The organism is Nocardia jiangsuensis (assembly GCF_042650385.1).
GTDB lineage: Bacteria > Actinomycetota > Actinomycetes > Mycobacteriales > Mycobacteriaceae > Nocardia > Nocardia jiangsuensis.
Window position 1 is genome coordinate 381,892 of sequence record NZ_JBHSAX010000017.1, and the last position, 15,281, is coordinate 397,172.

At 74.2% G+C, this 15,281-nt stretch carries 1 protein-coding gene; it reads left to right on the forward strand.

Translation table 11 applies throughout. From position 1 onward, the window contains the following. Nucleotides 1-56: 56 nt before the first annotated feature. The gene (locus tag ACFO0B_RS21125; protein WP_378614249.1) at nt 57-15,257 is read left to right on the forward strand and encodes a non-ribosomal peptide synthetase; all 15,201 of its coding nucleotides are present in this window, start codon (nt 57-59) and stop codon (nt 15,255-15,257) included. Nucleotides 15,258-15,281: the final 24 nt, after the last annotated feature.

The window sequence follows — 15,281 nt, forward strand, 5'->3', positions numbered from 1 at the left end:
CTGCGCGTACTCGCAGGTCGCGCCTTGTTTCCCTGCCTCAGCTGATCACGTCGGCGGTGGAGGCGAATCCGGACGGCACCGCGGTGGTGTTCGCCGGTGCCGACGAGACCTACGGCAGCCTCGGCTACGCCGAGCTCGACGAGCGCTCGAACCGGCTCGCCCGGCTGTTGCTGGAGCGCGGGGTCGGTCCAGGCGATCTGGTCGCGGTCGGTATTCCGCGCTCGCTGGAGTCGGTGCTCGCGGTGTGGGCGGTCGCCAAGACCGGCGCCGGGTTCGTTCCGGTGGATCCCAGGTACCCGCGGGAGCGGGTCGCCTACATGGTGCGCGACTCCGGCGCGGTGCTCGGGCTCGCGGTCGGCGCGGTCCGCGCCGAGCTGCCGGAGGCGGTGGAGTGGATCGCGATCGACGCCGACCTGGATCTGGAGGCGTGGTCGCCGGAGGGGGTCACCGCCGTCGACCGGCGCCGCGCGCTGCGCCCGGAGGACGCCGCCTACGTCATCTACACCTCGGGCTCGACGGGGCTGCCCAAGGGCGTCGTCGTCACCCAGGCCGGGCTGAAGAGCTTCTGCGACGAGCAACGCGACCGGTACCGGGTCGACAGCGATTCCCGCGCACTGCATTTCGCCTCGCCCTCGTTCGACGCCTCGGTGCTGGAGCTGCTGCTCGCGCTCGGCGGCGCGGCCGCGCTCGTCGTGGTCGACCCGGCCGTCTTCGGCGGTGACGAGCTGGCCCGGCTGCTGCGCCGGGAGCGCGCCACGCACGCCTTCATCACCCCGGCGGTGCTCGCCTCGCTGGACCCGGCCGGGCTGGACGAGCTGCGCGTGGTGATCGCGGGCGGCGAGGCCTGCCCGCCGGATCTGGTGCGGCGCTGGGCCTTCGGCGGCCGCGAGTTCTACAACGGCTACGGCCCCACCGAGACCACCATCATGACCAACATCAGCGATCCGCTGGTGCCGGGTGAGCCGGTGACGATCGGCAGGCCGATCCGCAACATCAGCGAGTTCGTGCTGGACGAGCGGCTCGGACCGGTGCCGAACGGCGTGGTCGGCGAGCTCTACATCACCGGCGCGCAGCTGGCCCGCGGCTACCACGCGCGGCCCGCGCTCACCGCGGCGCGCTTTGTCGCGAATCCGTTCGAGGAGAACGGCTCCCGGCTCTACCGCACCGGCGACCTGGTGCGCAGGCTGCCGTCCGGGGAGATCGAGTACCTGGGCCGCAACGACTTCCAGGTGAAGATCCGCGGCTTCCGGATCGAGCTCGGCGAGATCGACGCGGTGCTGGCCGGGCACGACGGGATCGACTTCGCGGTCACCGTCGGCCACGAACTCGACAGCGGCGCCACCATTCTCGTCTCCTACGTGCACGCCGCCGCCGGGGCATCGGTCGACACCGCGGCGCTGAACGAGCTGGCCGAGGCGCGGCTGCCCGCGCACATGGTGCCGACCACGATCATGGTGCTCGACACCATCCCGCTCACCCCGGTCGGCAAGCTGGACCGCCGCGCGCTGCCGGAGCCGGTGCTCGACCACAAGACCTACCGCGCACCGGAGACGCCGGTGCAGCTCGCCATCGCCGAGGTGCTCGCCGAGGTGCTCGGGGCCGAGCGGGTCGGGCTGGACGACGACTTCTTCGCGCTCGGCGGCGACAGCATCACCGCCATCCAGGTGGTGTCGCGGGCCCGCGCCCGCGGCGTCGTCTTCACCCCGCGCGAGGTGTTCGAGAGCCGGACGCTGGAGGCGCTGGCCGGGCGCGCGCACACCGCGGAGCCGGAGGCGCCCGAGGCGGAGTTCGCGCTGGCCCCCGTTGCGGAGGCCGAGCGGGAGCGGCTGGCGCTGCGCTACCCCGGGCTCGCCGAGGTGTGGCCGCTGACCCCGCTGCAGTCCGGGATGCTGTTCCACGCCCTGCTGGCCGAGGCGTCGATCGATGCGTACATGACGCAGTTCGTGATCGATCTGGGTGGCCGGGTGGATGCCCAGCGGCTGCGTGGCGCGGCCGCCGCGGTGCTCGACCGGCACGACAACCTGCGGGTCGCCTTCGCCGAGGACGGCGCGGGCAATCCGGTGCAGGTGGTGCTGGACCGGGTGGAGCTGCCCTGGCGGGCGGTCGACCTCGGTCATCTCGATCCCGAGACCGCGGCGCTGGAGACCGATCGCCTGCTCGCCGCCGACCTGGCCGAGCGTTTCGACATGCGCCGCCCGCCGCTGCTGCGTTTCGCGCTGATCCGGACCGCGCCCGACGCCTGGCGGTTGCTGGTGACCGCGCACCACATCCTGATCGACGGCTGGTCCATGCCGCTGCTCATGCAGGACCTGCTCGCCGTCTACGCGCTCGGCTCCGCGGCCGCGCTGCCCCCGGTGCGCTCGTACCGCGAGTACCTGGCCTGGCTGGCGCAGCGCGACCAGGGCGCGTCCGTCGACGCCTGGCGCACGGCGCTGGCCGGCTTCGACGAGCCGACGCCGCTCGCGCCCGCCCGGCGCGGCCGCGAGCTGGCCGACGGCATCGGCGAATTCGCGTTCGCGCTGAGCGCCGAGCAGACCGCCGGGCTCGCCCGGGTGGCGAGCGAGGTCGGCGTCACCGCGAACACCGTGGTGCAGGCGGCCTGGGGGCTGCTCGTCGCCCGCTCGGTCGACCGCGACGACGTGGTCTTCGGCGCGACCGTCTCCGGGCGGCCGCCGCAGCTGCCCGGCGTCGAGTCCATGGTCGGGCTGTTCCTGAACGCCATTCCGGTGCGGGTGCGGCTCGGTGCGGACAGCACGCTCACCGAGGTGCTGCGCGCGCTGCAGGCCGAGCAGGCCGCGCTGCTCGACCACCACTACGTGGGGCTGAGCGAGATCCAGGCGGCCGTCGGGGTGCCGGATCTCTTCGACTCGCTGCTGGTCTTCGAGTCCTTCCCGATGGACGCGGCCGCGTTGACCGCGGCCGCCGACGCCCTGGACGGGATGGTCATCACCGGTGCGGCCGGGGTGAACGGCTCGCACTACCCGCTCACCGTCATGGTGGTGCCGGACCGGGAGTGGCAGCTGCAGATCAAGTACCTGCGCGAGGTCTTCGACGACGAGCAGGTGCGGGTGCTGGCCGACCGGTTCGCCGCGCTGCTGGCGAGGTTCGTGACCGAGCCGGGTGCCAGGGTCGCCGAGATCGATGTGCGCACCGACGCCGAGCGCGCGGTGCTGGCGCGGGTGAACGACACCGCCGCGCCGGAGTTCGCGGACGGGGCGACGCTGGTCTCGCTCTTCGACGCGCAGGTGGCGCGCACCCCGGATGCCGCCGCGGTGATCGCAGGCGACGAGACGCTGACCTACCGCGAACTGGACGCGCGGTCCCGCGCGCTGGCCGGGTACCTGGCCGGGCGCGGGGTCGGGCCGGAGTCGCTGGTGGCGGTGGCCATGCGGCGCTCGGTGGAGCTGGTCGTCGCGGTCTACGCCGTGCTGCGCACCGGCGCCGGGTATGTGCCGATCGACCCGGACCACCCGGTCGAGCGCAGTGAGTACGTGCTCGGCAGTGCCGCGCCCGCGCTGGTGCTGACCACCGGGCGGGACGGGTTCGCCACGGCGGCCGACGTACCCGTGGTCGCGGTCGACGACGTTGCGGGACAGGCGTTCTCGGGTGGATCGCCGCAGCCGGGCAATGTCGCGTACGTGATCTACACGTCCGGGTCCACCGGGCGGCCGAAGGGGGTGGTGATCACCCACCGGCAGATGGCGAACCAGTTCCGCTGGGCGCAGCGGGAGTACCCGCACGGTGTCGGGGACGTGGTGCTGTTCAAGACGCCGATCACCTTCGACATCTCCACCTGGGAGTTGTTCTGGCCGTTGCAGACCGGGGCGGCGATCGTGGTCGCGGAGCCGGAGGGGCATCGGGATCCGGCCTACATCGCGCGGGTGCTGGCCGAGCGGTCGGTGACGGCGGTGCATTTCGTGCCGTCGATGTTGGAGGCGTTCCTTGATGCGGTGCCGGAGGTGTCGCTTCCGACGCTGCGGTTCGTCTTCGCCGCCGGTGAGGCGCTCTCCAGGGAGACGGCGGTGCGCGCCGCGGCGCTGCTGCCCGGCGTCCGGCTGGACAACTGGTACGGGCCCGCCGAGGCGACCGTGGTGAGTGCCTTCCCGGCCGCCGCAGCGCGCGGGGGGACGAGTGTGCCCATCGGGGCTCCGGTGGCCAATACCGGTGTCGCCGTGCTGGATCGGCAGTTGGTTCCGGTTCCGGTCGGCGCGGCCGGTGAGCTGTATGTGTCCGGTGTGCAGCTGTCGCGCGGGTATGCAGCGGCGCCCGGGCTGACCGCGGAGCGTTTCGTGGCGGGTCCGGACGGGACCCGGCTCTACCGGACCGGTGACGTGGTGCGCTGGGTGCACGCCGGTCCCCGGCTGGCGCTGGAGTATCTGGGTCGCAGCGACTTCCAGGTGAAGCTGCGCGGTCAGCGTATCGAGCTGGGCGAGATCGAGAGCGTGCTGCTCGCGCACCCGGCCGTGCAGCGGGCCGCGGTGCAGCTGGTGCGTGGCGCTACCGGTGACCGGCTGGTGGGTTATGTGGTTCCCGCACCGGGTGCGGAGATTTCCGGAAGCGGTCGCACCCCGGGCGACGGGACCCCGCCCGTCTCCGAAGCCGAGCTGCTGGCGCACGTGCGCGCCGGTGTCCCGTCGTACATGGTCCCCTCGGCTCTGGTCGTGCTGGACTCCCTCCCGCTCAACCCCAGTGGAAAGCTCGACCGCCGCGCCCTTCCGGTCCCGGAGGCGGCGGCGCGCGCCTACCGCGAGCCTGCGACCGAGGCCGAGCGTGCGGTGGCGAGTGTGTTCGCCGATGTGCTCGGGGTCGAGCGGGTCGGCGCGGACGACGATTTCTTCGAGCTGGGCGGTAATTCGCTGGTCGCGACGAGGGTCGCGGCCCGGCTGGGCGCGCTGACCGGCGCCAGGGTGCCGGTGCGCACGGTGTTCGAGCGGACCACGGTCGCCGGTCTCGCCGCGGCGCTGCCGAGTGGCGAGACGGATGAACGGCCTCCGCTGGTGGCGGGGGTGCGCCCGCCGCGGGTGCCGCTCTCCCTCGCCCAGCAGCGCATGTGGTTCCTGAACCGCCTGGATCCGGAGTCGGCGGTCAACAACCTGCCGGTCGCGGTCCGGCTCACCGGAACCCTGGACACCGCCGCCCTCGCCCGCGCCGTCGCCGACGTCGTGGCCAGGCACGAGACGCTGCGCACCGTCTACCCGGCCGATGCCGACGGCATCCCGCACCAGGTGGTGCTCCCGGTGGACCGGGTCGCTCCGGCGCTGGCCCCGATCCCCGCCGTCGACCTGCACGAGCAGCTCGCCGAGGTGCTCGGCACCGGCTTCGACGTGACCGTCGATCCGCCCTTCCGCGCCGCCCTGCTGGAGCAGGGCGCCGGGGATTACGTGCTCGCCTTCGTCGCGCACCACATCAGCGCCGACGGCTGGTCCATGGGCCCGCTGACCCGCGACATCATGCTCGCCTACGCCGCCCGCGCCGCCGGGCAGCCGCCCGCCTGGACGCCGCTGCCGGTGCAGTACGCCGACTTCAGCCTCTGGCAGCGCGCGGTCCTCGGCGCCGAGGACGACCCCGGCAGCCTGCTCTCCGCCCAGGCGGCGTACTGGCGCGACCGGCTCGCCGGGCTCCCCGCCGAACTCGCGCTCCCCGCCGACCGCCCGCGCCCGGCCACCCAGTCCTTCGCGGGCGGCAGCCACGAGTTCCTGATCGACCCGGCCCTGCACACCGCGCTGACCGAGCTGGCCCGCGCGCACGGCACGACCCTGTTCATGGTGCTGCACGCCGCCCTCGCGGCCCTGCTCGCCCGGCTCTCGAACAGCCTCGACATCGTCGTCGGCACCCCGGTCGCCGGGCGCGGCGAGGCCGAGCTCGACGACGTCATCGGCATGTTCGTCAACACCCTCGTGCTGCGCACCGAGATCACCCCCGACGCCGGCTTCGACACCCTGCTCGCGCAGACCCGCGACCACGACCTGGCCGCCTTCGCGCACGCCGACATCCCCTTCGAGCGGCTGGTCGAGATCCTCGACCCCGAGCGCTCCACCGCGCGGCACCCGCTCTTCCAGGTGATGATCTCGCTGCAGAACCTGCCCGCCACGAGCCTGGAGCTGCCCGAGCTGCGGGCCGACGCCGTCGATTTCCCCATCGACACCGCCAAGTTCGACCTCATGCTCGCGCTGCGGGAGGCGGGCGAGCACGGCATCGCCGCCGAATTCTCCTACGCCAGGGATCTCTTCGACCCGGCGACCGTCGCCGGTTTCGCCGAGCGCTACGTCCGGCTGCTCACCGGCGTCACCGCCGACCCCGCCGCCCCCGTCGGTGACATCCCGCTGCTCTCCGCCACCGAAGCGGCGAACCTGCCGCACACCGTCGCCCCCCGTGACCTCGGCCCCACCCGGCTGCTCCCGGAGCTCTTCACCGAGCAGGCCCGCCGCACCCCGGACGCCACCGCACTGGTCGACCCCGACGGCGGCACCCTCACCTACGCCGAGTTCGGCGCCCGGGTGCATCGCCTCGCGCGTCGCCTCGTCGAGGCGGGCGTCGGCCCGGAGACCCTGGTCGCGCTCGGCCAGCGACGCTCGGTGGATCTCGTGGTCTCCGCCTACGCGGTGCTGGCGGCGGGCGGCGGCTACGTCCCGCTCGACCCGGACCAGCCCGCCGACCGCATCGGCCACATCCTGGACACCGCCGCCCCGGTGCTGACCCTCACCGGCGAGGGCTTCGACGCAGGCGCACACGCCGCGCTCGACCTCGGCGCCGTCGACCTCACCGGCTATCCGGACACCCCGCTCACCGATGCCGACCGGATCGCGCCGCTGCGCCCGCACAATCCGGCGTACGTCATCTTCACCTCCGGCTCGACCGGCCGCCCCAAGGGCGTCGCGGTGCCGCACGCGGCGGTGGTGAACCAGGTCCGCTGGATCACCGCCGAGTACGGCATCGGCGCGGACGACGTTGTGCTGTTCAAGACCCCGGCCACCTTCGACGTCTCGGTGTGGGAGCTGTTCGGCCCGCTCAGCGTCGGCGGCCGGATGGTCGTCGCGAGCCCGGACGGCCACCGCGACCCGCGCTACCTCGCGGAGGTGATCGCCGAGCAGCGCGTCACCATGACCTCGTTCGTGCCGTCCATGCTGAGCGTCTTCGCCGCGAGCGCCGACCCGGCGGCGCTGACCTCGCTGCGGGCGCTGCTGCTCGCCGGTGAGGCGCTGACCGGCGCCGTGGTGGACGCCGTCCGCCGGATCACCCCGGCCGCGCTCCACAACCTGTACGGGCCGACCGAGTTCACCGTGCACGCCACGCACACCCCGGTCCCGGCGACGGTGCCCGGCGCGGTGCCGATCGGCACGCCGGTCTGGAATGCCGCCGCCTACGTCCTCGACGCCAGGCTGCACCCGGTGCCCGCCGGGGTCGCGGGGGAGCTGTACCTGGCGGGGACGCAGGTGGTGCGCGGCTACGCGGGCCGCCCCGACCTCACCGCCGACCGCTTCGTGGCCGATCCGTTCGGCCCGGCAGGCACCCGCATGTACCGCACCGGCGACCTGGTCCGCCGCGGCCCCGACGCCGCCCTGACCTACCTGGGCCGCACCGACTTCCAGGTGAAGCTGCGCGGCCTGCGCATCGAGCTCCAGGAGATCGAGGCCGCGCTCACCGCGCACCCGGAGGTCACCCAGGCGGTCGTCGTCCTGCACACCGACCCGCACACCGGCGACCGCCTCGTCGGCTACGTCGTCCCCGCCGCGGCCGACCCCGCCGCGCTGCGGGAGCACCTCAGCGCCCGGCTGCCCGGCTACATGGTGCCCGCCGCGCTGGTCCCGCTGGACGCCATGCCGCTGAACGCCAGCGGCAAGCTGGACCGGAAGGCCCTGCCGGAGCCGGTCTTCGAGAAGGCGGCCTTCCGCGCCCCGGTGACCCCGGTGGAGCAGATCGTGGCCGGGGTCTTCGCCGAGGTGCTCGGCACCGAGCGCCGGATCGGGCTGGACGACGACTTCTTCGGCCTCGGCGGCAACTCGCTGCTCGCCACCCAAGTGGTGGCCCGGATCGGGGCGGCGCTGGACGCGCACATCCCCGTCCGGGTGCTCTTCGAGATCGCCACCGTCGGCGGGCTGGCCGCCCGCGCCGAGCAGGCCGCGGGCGGCGGCGCCAGGCCCCCGCTCACCGCCGCGCCGCGCCCGGCGCACATCCCGCTCTCGCCCGCGCAGCAGCGCATGTGGTTCCTGAACCGCTTCGACCGCAGCTCGGCCGCCTACACCATCCCGATCGCGGTCCGGCTGCGCGGCGCACTGGACGCCGCGGCCCTGCGCGCCGCCATCGCCGACGTGGTGGAGCGGCACGAGATCCTGCGCACCGTCTACCCGGAGACCGCCGACGGCCCGGCCCAGGTGATCCTGGCGCCGGAGCAGGCGACGCCGAAGCTGCGGATCCGCCCGCTCACCCCCGACGAGATCCCCGGCGCCCTCGCCGAACTCGTCACCACGGCCTTCGACGTCACCGCCGAGGTCCCCCTGCGGGTGGTGCTCCTCGAGCTCGCCCCCGACGACTTCGTGCTGGCCATGGCGATCCACCACGTGTCGGGCGACGGCGCCTCGGTCGCCCCGCTCACCCGCGACCTGATGATCGCCTACGCGGCCCGCACCCGGGGGGAGGCCCCCGGCTGGGCGCCGCTGCCGGTGCAGTACGCCGACTACAGCATCTGGCAGCGCGACCTGCTCGGCGCCGAGGACGACCCGGAGTCGCTCGCCGCCGAACAGCTCGCCTACTGGACGCGCACCCTCGCCGGGCTGCCCGATCAGCTCGAGCTGCCCACCGACCGCCCGCGGCCCGCGGTGCGCTCCTACGCGGGCGGCATCGTTCCGGTGGAGATCGACGCCGAGACGCACGCCGCGCTCACCGACCTGGCCCGCGAGCAGGGCGCCACCCTGTTCATGGTGGTGCACACCGCGCTCGCGGTGCTGCTGGCCCGGCTGGCCGCCACCGACGACGTGGTGATCGGCACCCCGATCGCAGGCCGGGCCGAGCCGGGGCTGGACGACCTCATCGGCATGTTCGTCAACACCCTCGTGCTGCGCTCGCGGATCGCCCCGCACGAGCGCTTCACCGAGCTGCTCACCCGCCAGCGCGCCACCGACATCCAGGCCTTCGCGCACGCCGACGTGCCCTTCGAGCGGCTGGTCGAGGTGCTGAACCCGGCCCGCTCGCAGGGCAGGCACCCGCTGTTCCAGGTCGGGCTCTCGTTCCAGAACTTCGCCGCCGCCGAGCTGGAGCTGCCCGGGCTGAGCCTGGCCGGGGTCGAGATCGACACCGCGCTCTCGCAGTTCGACCTGCACCTGATCGTCGGCGACAACTACGGCGCCGACGGCGTCCCCGCCGGCATCGTCGGCGGCCTCACCTACGCCACCGACCTCTTCGACCGCGCCACGGCCACCGAGTTCGTCGCCCGGCTGCAGCGGGTGCTGCGCGCCGTCGTCGGCGACCCGGCGAGCACCGTCGGCGACATCCCGCTCGCGGGCGCCGCCGAGACCGAACGGGTGCTGCGCGAGTGGAACTCGACCGCGCACCCGGTGCGCTGGGAACTGCTGCACCAGGGCTTCGAGGAGCGGGTGCGCGCCGAGCCGGAGGCCGTCGCGCTGGTCACCGACACCGAGCAGCTGACCTTCGCGGAGCTCTCCGCGCGGGTCGAGCGGCTGGCCAGGGTGCTCGCGGCGCGCGGGGTCGGGCCGGAGGTGCCGGTGGCACTCGCCCTTCCGCGCGGGGTCGAGCTGGTGGTCGGGATGTACGCGGTGCTGCGGGCGGGCGGCGCCTTCGTGCCGATCGACCCGACGCACCCGGCCGAGCGGATCGGCCACATCCTCGACATCGCGCGCCCCGCGGTGGTGCTGATCTCCGCCGCGACCGGCTTCCCTGTCCAGGTCCAGGCACCGCTGGTGGTGCAGGAGCTGGACGACGAGCCCGGCTTCGACGGCCCGCTTCCGGTGCCGTCGCCGGACAACCCGGCCTACACCCTCTTCACCTCCGGCTCCACCGGCCGCCCCAAGGGCGTCACGATCACGCACCGGGCGGTGGCCAACCAGATCGACTGGATGGCCGCGCACTACGGCTTCGGGCCGGACGACGTCTACCTGCAGAAGACCGCCTCCACCTTCGACGTCTCGATCTGGGGCTACTTCCTGCCGCCCGCGACCGGCGCCCGGCTGGTGCTCGCCGCCGACGGCGCGCAGCGCGATCCGAGGCACATCGCCGAGCTGGTGCGCGCGCACCGGGTGACCAGGACCGACTTCGTCCCCTCCATGCTGAACGTCTTCGCGCAGTACGCGGCAGCGGCGGACCTGGCCACGCTGCGCGACGTCTTCGTGATCGGCGAGGCGCTGCCCCCGGAGACGGTGGCGGCGCTGGCCAAGGTCTCCGACGCCGCCGTGCACAACGTCTACGGCCCGACCGAGGCCGCAGTCTCGGTGACCTACCACGAGGTCACCGCCGCCGACACCGCCGTCGTCCCGATCGGCGTCCCGGAGTGGAACTGCACCGTCTACGTGCTGGATTCGCGGTTGCGGCCGGTTCCGGCCGGAGTCTCCGGCGAGCTGTACCTGGGTGGGGTACAACTGGCGCGCGGCTATGTCCGGCGCCCCGACCTCACCTCGGATCGCTTCGTGGCCGACCCGTTCGGCCCGCCCGGATCCCGCCTCTACCGCACCGGTGACGTGGTGTCCTGGCGGGCCGACGGCGTACTGGTCTACGGCGGCCGGGTCGACTTCCAGGTCAAGTTCCGCGGCCAGCGCATCGAGCTCGGCGAGATCGAGACCGCGCTGCTCGGCGTCGAGGGCGTCGCGCAGGCCGCGGTGCTGGTGGCGGCGGGCGCGACCGGTGAATTCCTGGCCGGGTACGTCATGCCCGCGCCGGGCGCCGAGCTCGACCCCGACGCGGTGCGCGCCGGCGTCACCGCGGCGCTGCCCGGGTACATGGTGCCCGCGGTGGTCACCGTGCTGGCCGAGTTCCCGCTGAACACCTCGGGCAAGCTCGACCGCAAGGCGCTGCCGGTGCCGGAGTTCCGCTCCCGCGGCTTCCGCGCGCCCGCCACCCCGATCGAGGAGATCGTGGCCGGGGTCTTCGCCGACGTGCTCGGCATGGAGCGGGTCGGCGCGGACGACGACTTCTTCGCGCTCGGCGGCAACTCGCTGCTCGCCACCCAGGTGGTGGCCAGGATCGGCGCCGCGCTGGACGCCACCGTCCCGGTGCGCGCCATCTTCGAGGCGGGCAGCGTGGCCGCGCTGGCCGCGCGGGCCGAGCAGCACGCGGGCTCCGGCGCGCGGCCGCCGCTGGTCGCGGTGCAGCGGCCGGCGCAGCTGCCGCTCTCGCTGGCGCAGCAGCGCATGTGGTTCCTGAACCAGTACGACCCCGGCTCCGCGGTCTACAACATCCCGATCGCGGTCCGGCTCACCGGCGCGCTGGACGTGCCCGCGCTGGAGCAGGCCGTCGCCGACCTGGTCGGCAGGCACGAGGTGCTGCGCACGGTGTACCCGCGCACCGACGCGGGGCCGGAGCAGCGCGTGGTCTCGGTGCGCGAGGCCTTCGACGGCCTCGCCGCGGAGCTGGTCACCGTGGACGACCTGCTGCCCTGCGTGCAGTCGGTGGTCACCGACGGCTTCGACGTCACCACCGAGGTGCCGGTGCGGGTCGAGCTGTTCCGGATCGTCGGCACCGACGAGCACGTCCTGGTCTTCGTCGCGCACCACATCGCCGCCGACGGTTGGTCCGTCGGGCCGCTGACCAGGGATCTCATGGTCGCCTACACCGCGCGCGCGGCCGGGGCGACCCCGGCGTGGGCGCCGCTGCCGGTGCAGTACGCCGACTACACGCTCTGGCAGCGCCGCGTGCTCGGCGCCGAGGACGACCCGGAGAGCGTGCTCGCCGCGCAGGCCGGTTTCTGGCGCACCGAGCTCGCCGGACTCCCGGACGAGCTCGCGCTGCCCGCCGACCGGCACCGCCCCGGCACCGCGAGCTTCGCCGGTGCGCGGGAGCCGTTCACCGTCGACGCCGAGCTGCACCTGGCGCTGCGCGCGCTGGCCGCCGAGCACAACGTCACGCTCTTCATGCTGGTGCACGCGGCGCTCGCGGTGCTGCTGGCCCGGCTCTCCGGCGGCGACGACATCGCCGTCGGCACCCCCATCGCCGGCCGCGGTGAGCCCGAGCTGGACGACCTGGTCGGCATGTTCGTGAACTCGCTGGTGCTGCGCACCGGCATCGAGCCGGCCGAGCCCTTCACCGAGCTGCTCGCCCGGGTCAGGGACGTGGATCTGGCCGCCTTCGCGCACGCCGACATCCCGTTCGAGCGGCTGGTCGAGCTGCTCGACCCGGTGCGCTCGCAGGCCAGGCACCCGCTCTTCCAGGTGGTGCTCTCGCTGGCCAACCTGCCCGCCACCGAGTTCGAGCTGCCCGGGCTGCGCATCGCCGGGGTCGAATCCGACACCGCCGTCGCCAAGTTCGACCTGCAGTGGACGCTCAGCGAGCTCCGCGACTCCAGCGGCGCGCCCGGCGGCATCGCGGGGCTGCTGGAGTACGCCACCGACCTGTTCGACCCGGAGACCGCCGCCGACTTCGCCGAGCGCTTCGTCCGGCTGCTCGCCGCGCTCGCCGCCGACCCGGCGGCGCCGGTCGGCGCGGTCGACATACTCGCGCCGAGGGAGCGGGCGGAGCTGATCGCCAGGTGGGGCGAGGCCGCCGTGCTGCCGCGGCCGCTGCCCGAGCTGCTCGCCGCGGCCGCCGCGGTCGACCCCGCCGCGCCCGCGGTGGTGTACCGGGGCGAGACCATCGGCTACGCCGAGCTCGACGCGCGCTCGAACCGCCTGGCCCGGCTGCTCATCGCCGCCGGAGCGGGCCCGGAGGACCGGGTGGCGCTGGCCGTCCCGCGCTCGGCGGACTCGGTGCTCGCGGTCTGGGCGGTGGCCAAGACCGGCGCCGCCTTCGTCCCGGTGGACCCGACCTACCCGGCCGAGCGGATCGCGCACATGGTCACCGACTCGGGCGCGGTGCTCGGGCTCACCGTGCGCGCTGTCGCCGACGGCCTGCCTGACTCGACGCGCTGGCTGGTGCTGGACGACATCGACGCCGCCGAATTCGACGCCGCGCCGATCACCGACGCGGACCGGATCCGGCCGCTGCACCCGGACCACCCGGTGTACGTCATCTACACCTCGGGCTCGACCGGCGTGCCGAAGGGCGTGGTGGTGGCGCACTGGGGCGTCGCCAACTTCGCCCAGGTGGAGACCGAGCGCTTCGGCCTCGACGCGAACACCCGCGCCCTGCACTTCGCCTCGCCCAGCTTCGACGCCTCGATCCTGGAGCTGATGCTCGCGGTGGCGTGCGGCGGCGCGCTGGTGGTGGCGCCCGCCGACCTTTACGGCGGTACGGAGCTGGCCGAGCTGATCGAGCGCGAGCGGGTCACGCACGCCTTCGTCACCCCGGCGGCACTGGCCACCTTCGAACCGGCCGGGCTGGAGTCGCTGCGGGTGCTCGTCGCCGGTGGCGAGGCCTGCCCGCCGGAGCTGGTCGGCAGGTGGGCGGCGCCGGGCCGGGCCTTCCACAACGGCTACGGCCCGACCGAGACCACCGTCATGTCCAATATCAGCGACCCGATGCTGCCCGGCGCGCCGGTGACCATCGGCGGCCCGGTCCGCGGCATGCGCTCGCTGATCCTGGACGCGGGGCTGCGGCCGGTGCCGGTGGGCGTCGCGGGCGAGCTGTACCTCTCCGGCGCCGGCCTGGCGCGCGGCTACCACGCCAGGCCGGGGCTCACCGCCGAGCGGTTCGTCGCCGACCCGCACGTGCCGGGCGGGCGGATGTACCGCACCGGCGACGTGGTGCGCTGGACCCGGACCGGCGAGGTCGAGTACGTGGGCCGCTCTGACTTCCAGGTCAAGGTGCGCGGTTTCCGGATCGAGCTGGGCGAGATCGACGCCGCGCTGGCCGCGCACGAGTCGGTGGACTTCGCGGTGACCGTCGGGCGCGACGGCAGGCTGGCGGCGTACGTGGTCGGCCGCGATATCGACACCGCGGAGCTGACCAGGCACGTCGCCGCCCGGCTGCCCGGCTACATGGTGCCGTCCGCGATCACCGTGCTGGACAGCGTCCCGCTCACCCCGGTCGGCAAGCTGGACCGCGCCGCACTGCCCGAGCCGGTCTTCGCGGCCAGGGCGTTCCGCGCCCCGGCCACGCTCAGCGAGGAGCTGGTGGCAGGCGCCTTCGCCGAGGTGCTCGGGCTGGACCGGGTCGGCGCCGACGACGACTTCTTCGAGCTGGGCGGCAACTCGCTGCTCGCCACCCGGGTGGTGAACCGGATCCGCGAACTCGGCGGCGCCGAGCTGCGGGTCGCGGTGTTCTTCACCGACGCGACGGTGGCCGGGGTGGCGGCGCGGGCCGCGGACGCGCTCGCCGAGAGCGGCGACGCCGACGCCGCCATGGGCGTGCTGCTGCCGATCCGGGCCACCGGCACCCGCCCCCCGCTCTTCTGCGTGCACCCCATGTCCGGGTTGGCCTGGGCCTATGCCGGGCTCGCCCGGTTCCTGCCCGCGGAGCAGCCGATCATCGGCATCCAGTCGCCCGCGCTCTCCGAGGACGATTGGCGGCCGCTCTCGGTGGCCGACATCGTCACCAGGTACGTGGCCGAGATCCGCGCGGTGCGGCCGGAGGGGCCGTACCGGCTGCTCGGCTGGTCGCTGGGCGGGGTGCTGGCACACGCGATCGCGGTGCGGTTGCGGGAGCAGGGCGCCGAGGTGGACGCGCTGGTCGTGCTGGACGGCGTGCCCGGAATCGACCTGGACGATTTCCGCCACGAAGTGCGCACCGCCTTCGCCGAGGTCGGGATCGCTCCGGATGCGCTGCCGGACGCGGGCAGCCTCGGCGAGCTGAGCGACGAGGCGCTCGCGGTGTTGCTGGAGTCGGTCCCCGCCGACCTGGCCGTGCTCACCGCCGACCGGATCCGCCGGATCTACCAGGGCGCGGTGCGCTCGGTCGAGCACGTCACCCGGTACCGGCCCGCCGTCTTCGACGGCCGGATCGACTTCGTCGGCGTCACCCGGTTGGACGCGGGCGCCGAGCCGCACGCGGGCGCGGCAGGCTGGCGGCGCTACACCGACGGCCCGGTGGCCGAGCACGCGATCGACTCCACCCACCTGCGCATGATGGAGCCGGAGGCGCTGGTCCAGCTGGGTCCGCTGCTGACCGGGCTGCTCGGCGGGGACGGTGCCGAGCGGACGGCCGGTACTTCCCGATAGAGTGCGGCGCGGCCCTGCCCCCGA